Here is a 14,965-nt window from a genome sequence, read left to right as displayed (position 1 = left end):
GGTGTTCGGGGACCGGGCGATCGTCGAAGACGATCACGCGAGGCCCCGGGCTCACGAGCTCCGGCTGCGGGCACCGGCTCCTCCTCAGTGTGGTCGTGACGGTCGATCGGTCGGTTGCTGGTCGAGCCGGGGCCGACCAGGGGAGGCAGCGAGCCGTCGCATGGCGTGCGTCGGCGGCGTGGCGTGGCGTGGTCGCACCACTATCGACGTCCGCCCCCGCCACCGTCGGACGGCGCGCCGGAGCGGTTCCGGCGAGGATCGGTGCCGCGATCTCCTAGGCGCTCGCCCTGGTCCCGGCCCGTCGACGCGGCACCTCCCGACCGGCTCGGCGGCGGGATCGTCTCCACCCGCGGCGCCGGCGGCTGGGGCGCCGGAGCCGCGACGCCGCACGGCCCCGCGACGGCGGCGACGGGCTCCCCGCGCACCTGTCCGGTATCGAGGTCGAGGAACGCCGCGCTGGACGCCCCCACCATGCCGAGTCCGCATGCCTTGAGCGCCAGGTTCTGCGCGGAACTCATCTGGTCCAGCTCCATCGACAGGCCCTGCTGGCGTGCCGAGAGGGTCTGGGCCTGCTCCTCCAACCTCGATGCGGTGATGGCTGCTTGCTGCATCGAGGTGTTGAAGAGGAGGAGACCGATCACACCGCCGAGGAGGATCACGCTCACCAAGGTCACGAACGGGACGCGATGCGCCCGCGGACGCGTCCGCGGCACGACGCTGAGGCGGGCGCGCGCCATCGCCTCGTCTGCCAGGGGAACCACCCGCGAGAACGCGGTCCGGCGCTGCGGCGCACTGCTCATCAGGCGACTCCTCGACGTGGGACGGACCGGTGGACGCGTTCGACGGCGCGCAGACGCACCGAGGCGGCTCGGGGGTTGGCAGCGATCTCGACCTCGTCGGCCTGCTCCGCGCCGCGGGTGATCAGGCGAAGCGGGGGCTCGCTCCCCTCCGGCACGAACGGCAGGTCGTCGGGGACCCGGCTGCGGGTGACCTCGGTGAACGCGCGCTTGACGATGCGGTCCTCCAGGGAGTGGTAGGACTCCACGACCACGCGGCCGCCGACCGAGATCGCATCGATGGCCGCCGGCATCGCGCGGCGCAGCACGGCCATCTCGTCGTTGACCTCGATCCGCAGGGCCTGGAAGGTCCGCTTGGCCGGATGTCCGCCTGTGCGCCGCGCGGGTGCTGGGATCACCGCGTAGAGCAGCTCGACGAGATCGGCCGAGGTGCGGAAGGGCGTTTCGGCACGACGCCGGACGATGGCCGCGGCGATCTTCCCGGCGAACTTCTCCTCGCCGTACTCGCGCAGGACGCGCGCGAGCGCGGCGACGTCGTAGTCGTTGAGGACGTCGGCCGCCGTCGGTCCCGTGGACCCGTCCATCCGCATGTCCAGCGGCGCGTCGACGGCGTAGGCGAAGCCGCGCTCGGCGACGTCGAGCTGCATGGAGGAGACCCCGAGGTCGAAGAGGACCCCGTCGACCTCGGCGAGACCGAGATCGTCGAGCACCTCGGCGATCTCGTCGTAGACGGCGTGCACGCCGGTGAAGCGCTCCCCGAACGAAGCCAGCCGCTCACCGGCGAGCGCGAGGGCCGCAGGGTCGCGGTCGATGCCGATCACGCGCGCGGACGGGCATCGCCTCAGCACGGCCTCGGTGTGACCACCGAGGCCGAGCGTGCAGTCCACGAGCACCCGGTCGGTGCCGTCCTCACGCTCCAACGCGGGCCTCAACAGCGCCACGACACGGTCGAGGAGCACCGGGTCGTGGAGGGGGCGGTTGCTCACAGGTACCGGCCCCGCCGCTCAGCGTCCGCCGAGGTGGGCGAGCGCGACCAGGCCGATCGCCACCGCGCTGGACACCCCGAGCGAGAAGGCCATCAGGGCCGCCGCGTCGCGAGCCTGATGACGCACGCGCAGCTGCGCGCGCGGCGGGGCGGACGCGGTGGGCGGAGTGGCAGCGTGCGTCGCGACCGGTGTGGTGCTCATGTCGACCCCTGGGGAAGGAAGCGGACGACGTGCCGGCCCCGCAAGGGGGCTGGTCACTGCCGGGGAAGTTCTGGTGCTGGTCTGCTGAATCCGGACTCTCCGTAGAACCAGGTCCCTTGCCCGCTCCCGGGTACAGGTAGGGAAGTGCCGGGTCTGGAACCGGGGAAGGTGCCCCAGAACGCGGCGGGTAGGAGCGGGCCAGAGACCTCGTCCTACGGAGTGCCCATATGGATTTGTGATGCGGTGGTGCGGATCGATCAGGCCGGCGCCCGAGCGGGCTCGTCCTCGTCGAGGTCGGCGTAGTTCTCCAGTTCCGCCTCCTGGTAGGCCTCCCACGACTGGGGGTTCCAGATCTCCAGGCGGTTGCGGACGCCGATCACGACGACGTCCTTCTCCAGACGGGCGTACTCACGCAGGGACGCCGAGATCGAGATGCGGCCCTGCTTGTCGGGGATGACCTCGTCGCCGCCGGAGAAGAACATGCGCTGGTAGGCGCGGGCGGCCTTGCTGGACATCGACCGCTGCGCGGCCTTGTCGGCTTCGGCGTCGAAGACCGCGGGCGGCCAGACGAAGAGGCAGTTGTCGAGTCCTTGGGTCACGACCACTCCTTCCGCCAGGTGCTCTCGGAACTTCGCGGGCAGGAAGAGGCGGCCCTTCTCGTCGAGTCGAGGTCGGAACGTGCCGAGCAACCGCATCGGGCACCTCCCGCCTCACCCACGAAGCCCCACCTCTCCGGCCTCTTGCTCCACTTTCCACCACTCTACGCCACTTTCCCCCACCGTCAACCACCTCCGCTCCCTTTCCCCCACCAGCGCTCCACCCGGGTCGCCAGCGCGGCACGGCGCCGTGGTGCGCGATGGGCGGACCGCTGACCGACACCCACCACGTCTCGACCTCCCGGTTCCTCCACCAGCGCTCCACCGGCAACCGATCCGCTCCACGCGGCGTCCCATCCCCGACGCCGGCCTCGCCGTGCGTCCTCCACGTGGGTCACCCCGTAGGTTGGGAAGGGGTAGGAACCAATGGCGACAGGGCACGGCGGCAGCGGGAGTGGACACGTGGACGGAAACGGCTCGATCGGCGGATTCGACGCGACGGCGGCGCCGAGCGCCGATCTGGAGACGCTGACGCGCGTCGTCGGACGCATCCGCACCAACGTCGAGCGCGTCATCGAGGGCAAACCGGACGTCGTCACGGCAGCGTTGGTCGTCCTGCTCGCCGAGGGCCACCTCCTCATCGAGGACGTCCCGGGCGTGGGCAAGACCATGCTCAGCAAGTCGCTCGCGCGCAGCATCGACTGCTCGGTACGCCGCATCCAGTTCACGCCGGACCTGTTGCCCTCCGACGTCACCGGCGTGTCGGTGTTCAACCAGGTCACCCGCGAGTTCGAGTTCCGGCCGGGCGGCATCTTCGCCAACGTCGTCGTCGGCGACGAGATCAACCGCGCATCGCCCAAGACACAGTCGGCACTGCTCGAGTGCATGGAGGAGCGTCAGGTCACCGTCGACGCGACCACCTACCACCTGGACGCGCCGTTCATGGTGATCGCGACCCAGAATCCGGTGGAGATGGAGGGCACCTACTCCCTCCCCGAGGCGCAGCGCGATCGATTCATGGCCAGGGTCTCGATCGGCTACCCCGTGGAGGCAGCAGAGATCGCGATGCTCGCCTCACACACCGACGCCGAGCCGCTCGACGAACTCGAGGCGGTGACGGACGCGGCCGAGATCCGCAAGTTGATCGACATCGTCTCGACCGTGCACGTCTCCCCCGCCGTCCAGCAGTACGTCGTCGCCCTGGTCGGCGCCACCCGCCGCTCGCCCGAACTGATGCTGGGCGCCTCCCCTCGCGCGTCCCTGCACCTCCTGCGTGCGGCCAAGGCGAAGGCCGCGATCGACGGTCGCGATTTCGTGCTCCCCGACGACATTCAGCAACTGGTCCGTCCCGTGCTCGAGCACCGGCTCATCGTCGGGGTGGAGGCCACGGTCAGCGGGCGCGGTGCCGCCTCGGTGCTCGACTCGCTGGTGGCCACGATCCCGGTGCCCGACGTGGCGTCCCACCAGTCGGCGCCGGCCACCTCGCGCCACCGTGCCTGAGGGAGGCACGGCGCAGGCCGCGACACGGCGGCCGGCGCCGCGCGGGCTGGCGGCGGGCCTGACGACGCGCGGGCGGGCCTTCATCGCGGCCGGCATCACCGCCGCCACGTGCTCGATCGTGCTGGGTCACACCACGCTCACCCAGGTCGGTGTGCTGCTGACCGCGCTCCCGATCGTGACCGCGCTCGTCATCGGGCGCGGCCGCTACCGACTCGCCCTCGCGCGAACCGTCACGCCGCGCCTGGTCTCAGCCGGCCAGCCGGCGACGGTCACCCTCACCCTCACCAACGAGGGGCGACGACCGACCGGCGTACTCCTCCTGGAGGAACAGGTTCCGTTCGCGCTGGGAACCCGGCCGCGCTTCATCGTCGACGGCGTGCGCCGCGGGTGGCAGCGGCGGGTCACCTACACCGTGCGGTCCGACGTCCGCGGGCGCTTCGAGGTCGGCCCGATGCGGGTGCGTGTCAGCGACGCCTTCGGCCTCGTCGAGCTGATGCGGACCTTCTCCTCCGTCACGACCGTGACGGTGACGCCCCCGATCACCGACCTCCCGCCGATCGGCCTGGGAGGCGGTCGCTCCTCCGCCGGCGACCAGCGCCCGCGCGAGTTCACCTCCGGCTCCGCCGAAGACGTCACGGTGCGCGACTACCGCCAGGGCGACGACCTGCGACGCGTGCACTGGCGCAGCTCGGCGCGGTGGGGCGAATTGATGGTGCGCCGTGAGGAACAACCCTGGCAGGCACACGCCACGATCCTGCTCGACGACCGGCTCATCGCGCACCGCGGTCTCGGGCTGGGCAGCTCCTTCGAAGCCGCCGTCACCGCGACGGCGTCGATCGCGGCCCACCTCGGCCGACGCGGGTACCAGGTGCACCTGACCACGACGAGCGGGAGCATCGCCCTGCGACGCCACGCCTCGACGACGGACGAGTCGGCGCTCGCGACGTTGCTCGAGGCCCTCGCGGGTGCTCACACCTCGCCGGCGGGCCACATCGGCGTCCGTCTCGACGGCGGCGGGGAGCCCGGCGGCGTCACCGTCGCGGTGCTGGGGCACGTGGAGGATCGCGACCAGGCCGCACTGCGCCGCCTGCGGGCGGCGGCCGGCCTTCCCCTCGCCGTGGTCCTCGACGTCGACGCCTGGGACACCCAGGCCGAGCACGCCGTCCCGAGGCTGGGCCAGGCGAACCTCCAGCTCGTGCGTCGGGCCGGCTGGCGTGGCGCGGCGTTGACACCGCGCGGGCGTCTCGACGCCGTCTGGGAGCAGTTGGGGCACGCCGGTGCGACCGGCGGCTCCCCACCCCCCGCTGCCGTATCGTCAGCGACCGCCTTCCACGGGACGTCGTGATGCGCTTCCCGGCCGCCATCTCGTTCGCCGCCGCGCTGACCGCCTGGTGCGCGACGTTCGCCTGGACCCCGCTGACCCGGGAGTCCTGGCGCTACCTCTCCTCGGTCCTCGCTCTCGCCGTCGTCGTAGCGGTGGTCGGCGCCCTGCTCCGCTGGCGTCGCGCGCCGTGGATCGTCGCGGCGCTCGTCCAGCTGGTCGTGGGCGTCGGTGCCCTCGGAGTCGCCATCGCAGGGAGTCCGGTCCCGGGTCCGGCGCTGTGGGAGGAGATGCGCCGGGCGGGGAGCGATGCGGCGACCTATCTCGCCCCGGTGCCCTCCGGCGACGGGGTGGGCATCCACCCGATTCTCATCGTCTGCGGGTGGGGTGTCGTGGTGCTGACCGACCTCCTCGTCGGCAGCGGCCGGCGCGCACCCTGGGCCGGGCTGCCCATCCTGGCGGCTCTCAGCGCGCCCGTCGGCCTCACCGACGACGCCCCCGCGTGGTGGGTCTTCCTCGGAGTCGCAGCCGGCTACCTCCTCCTCCTGTTCCTCGCCGAACAGGAGCGGCTGGCCGGTTGGGGACGGACCTTCGCGGGACCGGAAGAGCCTGCGCGTCTCAGCGAGAGCGTCCGTGTGACGACGCTCGGCATCGCCAGCGGGGCGGTCGCACTCGCCGTCGTCGCACCCCTGGCGATCCCCACACTCGACCTGGAGGTCTTCGACGTCGGTCGAGGCACCGGTAGTGGCGAGGAGATCCGGCTGCGCAACCCGATGGTCGATCTGCGCCGCGACCTCTCCCGCGGCGAGGACGTGCCGTTGCTGCGGATCGTCACCGACGATCCGCAACCCCATCACCTGCGGATCTCCGCACTCACCCGGTTCAACGGCGAGGAGTGGAGCTCGGGCGATCGCAGCGTGCCGCGGAGCAATCTGCCCGACGGCGAGATGCCGCCCCTGGCGGGCGTCGACAGCTCGATCGCCCGCACGTCGTATCGCTACGACGTCGCCGTGACCGACGACTTCAGGTCGCGATGGCTTCCGACCCAGGCCCCGATCTCCGGCATCGAAGCTCCCGGCGACTGGCGCTTCGACGAGACGACCATGGACTTCATCGCCGGTGAGGACGACCTCGACACCGCGGGGATGCGGTACGTGATGACCGGCGTGCGGTTCGACGCCGAGGACGTCCGAGCACGACTGACCGACGGGAGCGAGGACAGCGATGCAGGCACACCGGCGCCGTCGGCGGAGCTGACCCAGCTGCCACCGTCCCTCGACCCCTACGTGCGCCAGCTCGCGCGTGAGGTCACCGGCTCGGCGAGCGACGACTTCGAACGCGCGGCCGTGCTCCAGCGCTGGTTCCGGAGCGACGGCGGGTTCACCTACAGCGACGAGGCCATCGACGCGAACCTCCAGATCGGCACCGATCAGCTCGTGGCCTTCCTCCGCGACGACAAGGAGGGGCGCATCGGGTACTGCGAGCAATTCGCCGCGGCGATGGCGGTGATGGCCCGCTCCCTCGACATCCCCGCGCGTGTTGCAGTCGGCTTCCTCGCCGCCACGCGGATCGGCGTCAACACGTGGGAGTACAGCGCTCACGACCTCCATGCCTGGGTCGAGCTCTACTTCCCCGGCGCGGGCTGGGTCCTGTTCGACCCCACCCCGGGAGGCAACCGGGGTCGGGTGCCTTCGCGACTCGTGCCGTCCTACACCCGGACCTCGACGCCCATCGGTAGCCCGTCGGACCCCGCGGCTCCGTCCGCGTCGCCGGCCCCCGCGCCGCAGCGTCCCACGCCCGCCCCGAGCGCGTCGCCGCGCCCCGTCCCATCGACCGCGGATTCCGCCGGTAGCGGCCAAGACCGCGACTCAGGTCCGGCACCGGCGCTGCTGGCTGCACTGCTCGGCTCGGCGTTGCTGGTCGTCGGAGCACTCACCCCGCGCGGGTTCCGCCGTCGCCGTCGCGCAGCGCGGCTGCACGCTGGCACGGACGCAGCGTGGGAGGAGTTGGCCGACACCTGCGTGGACCTGGGGCACCCCTGGCCTCGCGAACGCTCGCCGCGGGAGACGGCGCGGACGATCTCGACGTGGCTGCCGGACGGTTCGACGCCGGCGCGGGCAGCGCTCGGCACCCTGGTCGCCGAGGTGGAACGTGCCCGCTATGCGAATGCCCACCCCGCCGACGTCCGCGCCGTCGCCGACGCCGTCACCGTGATCAGCGACGAACTCAGCGACAGCGCCACGGCGGGGGCTCGGAGGCGCGCGATCTGGCTGCCCCGGTCACTGCTCGCCCGACGCCGCGCAGACGACTGAGGACCGGCCGACGTAGCGTCGGCTCAGGGAGATCGCCCGGACAGCGGCTGTCGTGGTGGGCATCGTGCCAGTGCGTGCCTGAGTGCCGCCGAGGAGGGAGCCGTGCCGGAGGCACGACGAGCCGGACGTGATGCTCAGCTGGGGTGCGGGGGCGGCGGCCAGCCGAGATCCGCCCTCGTCGCGGTCTCTCAGAAGCCGCCGGACTCGCGACGACGGCGCCAGCGCTCCTCCATGCGCTCCATGAAGGAGCCCGAGGAGCGCGGTCGGCTCTGCCGGCGGGTACGACCGCTTCGGCCGCCGTCGACCACCGTGAAACCCGAAGGGTGCTGCTGGCGAGCAGCGTCGGGCCCGGCAGTGCGCTGGGTGCGGAAGGCGCCGAGGCCGATGGTGGCGGCCAGCAACATCACGACGAATCCCGCGACGCCGACGTAGGGCATCTGCACGATCGCGCCGGTCATCAGGAGCGTCACCCCGGCCGCGAACGCCGTGCCGGCGAGGACGACCCGACGGCGCGCGCTCGTGTGCAGCGAGGTGCCGCGCAGGGTGGAGGCGAACTTCGGGTCCTCCTCGACGAGCGCGCGCTCCATCTGCTCGAGCAGTCGCAACTCCTCTTCAGAGAGTGGCACCGGTTTCCTCCCACCGATCAGGACGTGACGTCAGTCTAGGCAGCGTGCGCTCCCCACGGTAGGAGAGATCGCAAAATCCTCTCACCGGGCAGCCGGGATGGCCCACCCGAGGCACCCCGGGCCAGTGGTTCAGCGCACGAGGAGATGCACCTGGGTCGCGAGCGGCAGGTAGTCCGGCTGCGGGGCGAGCGCGCGTTCCAGTTCCACCAGCGCCGCGGTCGATCCGGGTTCGAGCTCGAGCAACGCCCCCGGGACCAGGTCCGCGACGACACGCACCCCGTGCGCCGAGACGATCACGAAGCCTGCGGCGCGAGCCAGCTCCACCACCTCGGCGTGGCTGAAACGCCGCCCGGTCCGACCTGCTGGCGCCTTGGGATCGAGGGCGGCCAGAGCCTGCGCGAAGTGCCCGGCCACGGCACGCGCGATCACCGCTGCCGGGCGTTGGGCGACCAACAACGACAGATGCCCGCCCGGCCGGACGACGTCACGCAGCACGCCGAGCGCCGCGCTGGGATCCTCGACCATCTCCAGGACCCCGTGGCAGAGCACCAGGTCCGCGCTGGCCCTGCCGACGAGCTCGCCGACACCGACCAGGTCCCCTTGGCGCCCCTCCACCTCCACCCCGTGCTCCTCGGCGCGGCGCGCGAGCGCCGCGAGCGCATCGGGGCTCGGGTCCACCACCGTCACACGGTGGCCGGCGGCCGCGAGCCGCACGGCCGACACTCCGGTGCCGCCACCGATGTCCACGACGTCGAGTGGTGGCGCGGCGGTCTCGCCGTCGCCCACGAGCGGGGCCAGGGCGTCCCACACGACGGCGGTGCGCGGCGTCGTACGTCGCACGGCCTGGCTCATCGACTCAGATCTCGACATCGGCCCGCGTGCCCCGACGCGCGAAGAACGCGTTGGTGCTCGGCGCGTAGAGACACACCAGCAACGCGATCTCCAACGCCATGGTGACCAGGGCGAGCACCACGAACAACGTCGGTGGCCCGGTGCGCACGACCGAGACCGTCGCGATCACCACGAGCACGACGCCCGCGCCGAGGGAGTGCCGCGCCCAGTCGTGTCCGTCGCGGAAGAGGGCCATCAGCACGAGCATCAGGGCAGCGACCACGACGAAGAGCACGATCGCGACCGGCGCGAAGGTCGGCGGCACCCGGGTGTCGTCGGCCGAGACACCGTGATCGCCCCAGGTCGCGACGAGATCGTGGTCGAACACCACCGAGACGATGGTGATCACCGCGGCCGCGACCACCAGGACCCAGACCAGTTGGACGGCCCGGACGACCGTCATCGGTGGCTGCATGGGCCCTCCAGTCATGGTGCGATCGAGGTGGGGAACGATCCGGTTCGGCGCGGCCCGGCCGGTACGCCGGGCCCGACGGCAGCCACTGTAGTGCGGATAGTTTGGGCCTATGAGCACCCCGACCTCCGAGCACGCCGGTGTCGCCCACTTCCGTGCGGAGCACGCGCGTCTGGGCGGCACGGGTCGCATCGCGGTGCTCCCCGACGCGGTGCACACCGCAGCGCTCGCAGCCCAAGCGCTGGGATGCGAGGTGGGCGCGATCGCCAACAGCCTGGTGTTCGCTGCCCCCGGTGCCGACGGGAGCCCTCAGCCGGTGCTGGTGCTGACCTCGGGGGCGCATCGCGTCGACACGGCCAAGGTCGCCGCGAGCATCGGCGTCCCCTCGCTCGATCGGGCTCCCGCTGCGTTCGTGCGCGAGCACACTGGCCAGGTGATCGGCGGGGTCTCCCCCATCGCTCACCCTCGCCCCCTGCGCACCTACCTGGACCGCTGGCTCGCGCGACACGACGTCGTATGGGCCGCAGCCGGGCATCCGGCGGCCGTGTACTCCACGACCGCCGACGAGCTGGCCCAGATGACGGGCGCGACCCTCATCGACGTCGAGTAGCACCTCGCCGACGAGCAGACACCGGACGAACGGACCACCGATGACCACCGACGCAACCGAAGCCTGGGAGATCTGGCACAACCCGTCGTGCTCGAAGAGCCGGGCGGCACTCTCGGCCCTGCGCGCCGCGGGCCACGACGTCGTCGTGCGTGCCTACCTCGACCACCCGCCGACAGCGGAGGAACTGACCGAGATGCTCCGACGACTCGGCCTCGAGCCGTGGGAGGTCGCCCGCTCCCGGGAGGCCCACGAGGCGGGCATCGACCTGCCGCGCGAGGTCGGTGCCCGAGCCGCGTGGATCGAGGCTCTCGCGGCGCACCCTCGCGCCATCCAACGCCCGATCGTGACGACACCCGACGGTGGTGCCCTCGTCGTGCGTGACACCGAGACCCTGGACCGCATCACCGGCTGAGACCGCCCGCGATCGCGCCGTGAGAGGTCGCACGGACAGGGGCTGTCGTGGTGGGCGTCGTCCCGGTGCGTGCATGAGTGCCGCCGAGGAGGGAGCCTTGCCAGAGGCACGGCGACGCCCGAGTTGGTGCTCAGGTGCGTGCGCGGGCGGCGCCAGGCCGGCATCTGCCCTCTCCGTGCGACCTCTTAGGCTGCTCCGCCATGGCGGACGTAGCGGTCATCGGCGGCGGCCTGGGCGGCATCGCGGCCAGTCTGCGGCTGGCCAAGCTCGGGCACCGGGTCACCCTCCTGGAAGCGGGGCCGACCCTGGGCGGCGCACTGCGCCCCGTCGAGCGCGAGGGCTATGTCTGGGACGGCGGTCCGGCCACGACCACGCTTCCTGCTGTGGTGCGCGACCTGTTCCGCAAGACGGGCCGGCCGCTCGAGGACGAGCTCGCGCGAGCACGGGCGGATTACCCGGACTCCGTCGGCCAGGTTCCGACGGACCAGGGGCTGCGCCCGCTGCCGATGTTGCGCGAACACCGGTTCGCCGATCGCTCCGTGCTCCGGCTCCCCACAGGGAGGTCGGACCAGACCGCCGCCTTCGACGAGCTCGGCAAGGGCCTCGGCCGGCGGTGGGAGAGCTACGTCGACTCCTACGCCGACGAGTGGGACGTGCTGCGTCGCCACCGCTTCGAGCAGGCGACGCCGCACGATGAGCTCCCGTCCGAGGCCGCACGGCTGCTCCAGAGTCGCGACACGCTCCACCAACGCCTCCGCCGCGCCTTCCGCGACGACCGCCCGCTCATGGCGGCCGCCCACCCCGTCGTGGCCCAGGGCCACGACCTGCGCAACGTCCCGGCCTGGGCCGGCCTCCCGGTCTACTGGGAGCAGTCCTTCGGCATCTGGGAACTGCCGGGCGGCATGCGGACTCTGCTGGACCTCCTGCAGGCGCGACTGGTCGAACGCGGAGTGACGGTGATCGTGTCGACACCCGTCGTGGACATCGTGGTGCGCGAGTCGCGCGTCGTGGCGGTCCGCACCGAGATGGGCGAGGTCGCCGCGGACGTCGTCGTCTGCGCCGTCGATCCACGCACGCTGCCGACCCTGGCACCGCACGTCGAGCAGACGATGCCGGCGCTCCCCCCGGTGGTGGCTCATGTCGGGCTGACCGGCGACGTGCCGCCGATCGACTGCGAGACCGTCGTGCACGGCAACCCGGAGGTGACGATCCGGCCGGCGCCGCAGCGGCCGGAGATCTCTGCTGAGGGCGGCGTCGGCTGGACCCTGCACGGGCGCGGCACGCTGAGCGAGGACATGCTCAACGTCTTGGCTCGGGCCAAGATCGACGTGCGCCATCAGGTGGTGACCCGGGTCGACCTCTCGCCCCTCGACCTCGTGCGGGAGTGGCACGGTTCTCCCTGCGGGCTCCTCTGGCAGGGTCGCCGCACGCTTCGCCGTCAGCTCGGGCCGCGGACGCCCATCACCGGCGTCTACGCGGCCGGCGCGCACGCCGCGCCGGGCGCAGGCATCGCGTCGGTCGGCATGTCGGCCGCCCTGGTTGCCGAGGCCGTGGGAGCGGCCTGACCGGCTGCGCCAACGCCCGCACGGTGGTCGAGGCGCCCGGGCGCCGGCGACGGCAGCGAAGCCCTGCACGACCAGTGATCGAGCCTGTCGAGGACCTCACCCGGTTTCGAGACGGCCCGGTGCGTCGGCCTCCTCAGCCACCGGCGGTGATCCGCAGGCGCTCGAAGATCTCCAGCGTCGCGCGGGACCGGTTCAAGGTGTAGAAGTGCAGGCCCGGCGCACCCGAGGCGAGCAGTTCCTCGCAGAGCTCTGAGGAGATCGCGATGCCCTCGGCCCGCATCGCGGCCGGGTCCGCATGCGCGGTGATCCGCGCGACGACGTCGTCGGGCACTCCGGCACCGATCAGCTCGCCCTGGCGCTGGATCGCCTTCACGTTCAGGATCGGCATGATGCCCGGCAGGATCGGGATGTCGACGCCCCGGTCGCGCACGCGCTGCACCAGGTCGACGTAGTCGCTCGCCCGGAAGAACATCTGCGTCACGGCGAACTCGGCGCCGGCGCGGGCCTTGGCGACGAGGACGTCGGCGTCGGCGTCGAGCGAGGCGGCACTCGGGTGACCCTCGGGGAAGGCCGCGACCCCGATACGGAAGTCGCCGCGCGAGCGCGCCAGGTCGACCAGCTCGACGGCGAAGTCGAGACCACCGGTCGTCGGCGTCCACGGGGCGTTCGGCCCCTCCTGCGGGTCGCCGCGTAGCGCCATCAGGTGGTGCACGCCGGCGGCGACGTAGGAGTCGAGGATCTCCTCGAGCTCCTCGCGGGTGTGACCCACGCAGGTCAGGTGCGCGACGGGCGTCATCGAGGTCTCCTGGGCGATGCGCCCGGTGATCGCGATGGTGGTGTCCCGGCTGCCACCGCCGGCGCCGTAGGTGACGGAGACGAACGTGGGCCGGTACGGCTCGAGGTCGCTGATGGCTCGCCAGAGCTGGTCGATGCCGGCCTCGTCCTTCGGCGGGAAGAACTCGAAGGAGATGGAGCGCTCGCCGACGCTCAGGAGCTCGGCGATGCTGCGCCCACGACCCGTTGCCATGGCCCGAAGAGTAGGGGCCTACGCTGCCGTGGTGGGCATCGGCGACGCTCCTCGGACCGTGAGTGGATGGGATGCCGCAACGTTCCGTCGCGACCTCGACGAGACCTTGACCGGCTTCCTCGATGCCCAGGCCGGTGTGCTCTCGCCGCTCGGCGATGACGCCGCCCGCCTCGTCACCGAGGCGCGGGTGGCGGTGGCGGGAGGCAAGAAGTTTCGCGCGGCGTTCTGCTACTGGGGATACCGGGCCGTCGAGCCCGCGCCGATCGATCCGGCGGCTCTGCTGCGCGCGTGCGCCTCGCTCGAGCTCCTGCACGCCTCTGCCCTCGCCCACGACGATCTGATGGATGCCTCGGACACCCGTCGTGGCCGCCCGGCCACCCACCGCGCGTTCGAGGCAGAGCATCGCGACCTGTCCTGGCGCGGCGATCCGACCCAGTACGGCGCCGCCGCCGCGATCCTGGTCGGCGATCTGCTCCAGGGCTGGGCCGACGAGCTGCTCCGTCGATGCGGGCTCGGCTGGGACCGTGTCGGGCCTGCTCTGGAGGTCTTCGACCTGTGCCGGACCGAGGTGATCGCAGGACAGTTCCTCGACGTCTCGGTGCAGGCCCGCGGTCGCGCCGATGTCGACACCGCGATGACCGTGCTGCGCTACAAGTCCGCCAAGTACTCCATCGAGCGCCCGCTGCACGTCGGGGCGGCACTTGCGGGTGCGGACGCGGTCATGCTGGCCGCGCTCTCCGACGTCGGGCTACCGCTGGGCGAGGCCTTCCAGCTGCGCGACGATCTCCTCGGTGTCTTCGGCGACCCGGAGGTCACCGGCAAGCCGGCGGGAGACGACCTGGTCGAAGGCAAGCGCACGGTGCTCGTCGCGCACGCTCTCGCGACGGCGCCCGCAGCGGACGCCGAGCTGCTCGATGCCTCGCTGGGGCGCGAGCTCGCGCCGGCGGAGATCGATCGGCTGAGGGACGTCATCGACGCCTCGGGTGCACGGGCTGCGGTCGAGGCCACGATCGCCGAGCTGGCCGAACATGCGGTCGACGCACTGGGCCGATCCGGCGCTGACCCGCACGCTCAGGCGGTGCTGCGCGACCTCGCGGCGGCAGCGACGCAGAGGTCGCTCTGAACCCTGCCTCCGCGGCATGGGGGCCTCAGAAACCGAGCGACTGCGCGCGGCGCTTGACCTCCGAGCCCCGGTTCTCCCTGAGGGCGTCGATGGCCCGCCCGGGCAGGTCTTGGTCGAGGTGGATCCAGGCGATGCACTCGCGATCGTCGTAGCCCGCGTCGTGCAGGACCGTCAAGAGACCGGGCAGACCCTTGACCGGCTCGCCGTCCACGATGAAGGCCGCCGGCACCTGCTGGCCGGCGCCGGGGCGCGGAACAGCTGCCGCCAGGTGATGCTCGCGGATCATCGTGCGCACCTTCGAGACGCTCACGCCGCCCAGACGGCGTCCTGCCTCGGCCCAGTCGATCCACTCGTCCACGAGCGCGTCGAGGTCGGCGTCGGCGAGGCTCGGCTCGTTGTTCATGCGCTGATCGTCCCAACTCCCCCGGCCCGTCGCCACATCGGCGGGCACCCTCGTGCCGCGCCCATCGCGGCCGCGTCGCGCGATCCCCGCACCGCGCGGGTGCTCGCCGACGCGCCGGAACCTGGAGGACCCGCCCACGAGAGCGCTATTTCGTAGAATGACGGCGCCGGAGCCTTCCCCCTC

At 72.1% G+C, this 14,965-nt stretch carries 16 protein-coding genes; 7 read left to right on the top strand and 9 right to left on the bottom strand.

Annotated elements, in window-relative coordinates; translation table 11 throughout:
* Window positions 1-200: 200 nt before the first annotated feature.
* The 4 genes from KSO97_RS00445 to mraZ form a co-directional block, all read right to left on the bottom strand.
* Window positions 201-800: a hypothetical protein gene (locus KSO97_RS00445; protein WP_232675809.1), complete on the bottom strand. Its 600-nt coding sequence runs from the start codon at window positions 798-800 to the stop codon at window positions 201-203.
* Window positions 800-1,783 carry a 16S rRNA (cytosine(1402)-N(4))-methyltransferase RsmH gene (rsmH, locus tag KSO97_RS00440; RefSeq protein ID WP_232675808.1) on the bottom strand — a complete coding sequence of 328 codons (984 nt, stop codon included), beginning with the start codon at window positions 1,781-1,783 and terminating at the stop codon, window positions 800-802. Before rsmH ends, KSO97_RS00445 begins: the two co-directional genes overlap by 1 nt.
* Before the next feature lie 18 nt (window positions 1,784-1,801).
* Entirely contained in the window at window positions 1,802-1,984 is a 183-nt protein-coding gene (locus KSO97_RS00435) for a hypothetical protein (protein ID WP_232675807.1), read from the bottom strand.
* 257 nt (window positions 1,985-2,241) lie between these two features.
* Window positions 2,242-2,679 (bottom strand): division/cell wall cluster transcriptional repressor MraZ, encoded by a 438-nt coding sequence (gene mraZ, locus KSO97_RS00430; RefSeq protein WP_232675806.1) that lies wholly within the window; start codon window positions 2,677-2,679, stop codon window positions 2,242-2,244.
* A 363-nt stretch (window positions 2,680-3,042) separates the two neighbouring features.
* On the opposite strand from mraZ, the gene KSO97_RS00425 reads away from it, so the two are divergent.
* The 3 genes from KSO97_RS00425 to KSO97_RS00415 are packed head-to-tail and all read left to right on the top strand — an operon-like array spanning window position 3,043 to window position 7,713.
* Window positions 3,043-4,080 carry a MoxR family ATPase gene (locus KSO97_RS00425; RefSeq protein WP_308188240.1) on the top strand — a complete coding sequence of 346 codons (1,038 nt, stop codon included), beginning with the start codon at window positions 3,043-3,045 and terminating at the stop codon, window positions 4,078-4,080.
* Window positions 4,073-5,425: a DUF58 domain-containing protein gene (locus KSO97_RS00420; RefSeq protein ID WP_232675805.1), complete on the top strand. Its 1,353-nt coding sequence runs from the start codon at window positions 4,073-4,075 to the stop codon at window positions 5,423-5,425. The genes KSO97_RS00425 and KSO97_RS00420 overlap by 8 nt, the downstream gene beginning before the upstream one ends.
* The gene (locus KSO97_RS00415; protein ID WP_232676098.1) at window positions 5,425-7,713 is read left to right on the top strand and encodes a DUF3488 and transglutaminase-like domain-containing protein; all 2,289 of its coding nucleotides are present in this window, start codon (window positions 5,425-5,427) and stop codon (window positions 7,711-7,713) included. The genes KSO97_RS00420 and KSO97_RS00415 overlap by 1 nt, the downstream gene beginning before the upstream one ends.
* 188 nt (window positions 7,714-7,901) lie before the next feature.
* Here KSO97_RS00415 and KSO97_RS00410 read toward each other — a convergent pair whose 3' ends face one another.
* The 3 genes from KSO97_RS00410 to KSO97_RS00400 form a co-directional block, all read right to left on the bottom strand.
* Window positions 7,902-8,339 carry a DUF3040 domain-containing protein gene (locus KSO97_RS00410; protein WP_232675804.1) on the bottom strand — a complete coding sequence of 146 codons (438 nt, stop codon included), beginning with the start codon at window positions 8,337-8,339 and terminating at the stop codon, window positions 7,902-7,904.
* Window positions 8,340-8,468: 129 nt separating this feature from the next.
* Complete coding sequence (locus KSO97_RS00405) at window positions 8,469-9,191, bottom strand: methyltransferase (protein ID WP_232675803.1); 723 nt, start codon at window positions 9,189-9,191, stop codon at window positions 8,469-8,471.
* 4 nt (window positions 9,192-9,195) lie between these two features.
* Entirely contained in the window at window positions 9,196-9,660 is a 465-nt protein-coding gene (locus tag KSO97_RS00400; protein ID WP_232675802.1) for a hypothetical protein, read from the bottom strand.
* Between the two features lie 94 nt (window positions 9,661-9,754).
* Here KSO97_RS00400 and KSO97_RS00395 point away from each other — a divergent pair, with 94 nt between their 5' ends.
* The 3 genes from KSO97_RS00395 (at window position 9,755) to KSO97_RS00385 (ending at window position 12,229) form a co-directional block, all read left to right on the top strand.
* Window positions 9,755-10,252 carry a YbaK/EbsC family protein gene (locus KSO97_RS00395; protein ID WP_232675801.1) on the top strand — a complete coding sequence of 166 codons (498 nt, stop codon included), beginning with the start codon at window positions 9,755-9,757 and terminating at the stop codon, window positions 10,250-10,252.
* A 40-nt stretch (window positions 10,253-10,292) separates the two neighbouring features.
* A complete protein-coding gene (locus KSO97_RS00390) occupies window positions 10,293-10,664 on the top strand; it encodes an ArsC/Spx/MgsR family protein (RefSeq protein ID WP_232675800.1) in 372 nt (123 codons plus the stop codon).
* A gap of 200 nt (window positions 10,665-10,864) precedes the next feature.
* Window positions 10,865-12,229, top strand: a complete 1,365-nt coding sequence (locus KSO97_RS00385) for an NAD(P)/FAD-dependent oxidoreductase (RefSeq protein WP_232675799.1) — start codon at window positions 10,865-10,867, stop codon at window positions 12,227-12,229.
* Between the two features lie 133 nt (window positions 12,230-12,362).
* Here KSO97_RS00385 and metF read toward each other — a convergent pair whose 3' ends face one another.
* Window positions 12,363-13,256, bottom strand: coding sequence for a methylenetetrahydrofolate reductase [NAD(P)H] (gene metF / locus KSO97_RS00380; RefSeq protein WP_232675798.1), 894 nt, complete (start codon window positions 13,254-13,256; stop codon window positions 12,363-12,365).
* A gap of 31 nt (window positions 13,257-13,287) precedes the next feature.
* Between metF and KSO97_RS00375 the strand changes: the two genes are divergently transcribed.
* Window positions 13,288-14,379, top strand: a complete 1,092-nt coding sequence (locus KSO97_RS00375; RefSeq protein WP_232675797.1) for a polyprenyl synthetase family protein — start codon at window positions 13,288-13,290, stop codon at window positions 14,377-14,379.
* A gap of 25 nt (window positions 14,380-14,404) precedes the next feature.
* Here KSO97_RS00375 and KSO97_RS00370 read toward each other — a convergent pair whose 3' ends face one another.
* Window positions 14,405-14,782 (bottom strand): Rv2175c family DNA-binding protein, encoded by a 378-nt coding sequence (locus tag KSO97_RS00370; RefSeq protein WP_232675796.1) that lies wholly within the window; start codon window positions 14,780-14,782, stop codon window positions 14,405-14,407.
* Window positions 14,783-14,965 lie beyond the last annotated feature (183 nt).

Source organism: Nocardioides sp. R-C-SC26 (genome assembly GCF_021246465.1).
GTDB lineage: Bacteria > Actinomycetota > Actinomycetes > Propionibacteriales > Nocardioidaceae > Nocardioides.
The sequence above is the reverse complement of the archived record's forward strand: the minus strand, read 5'-3'. Positions and strand labels throughout refer to the sequence as shown.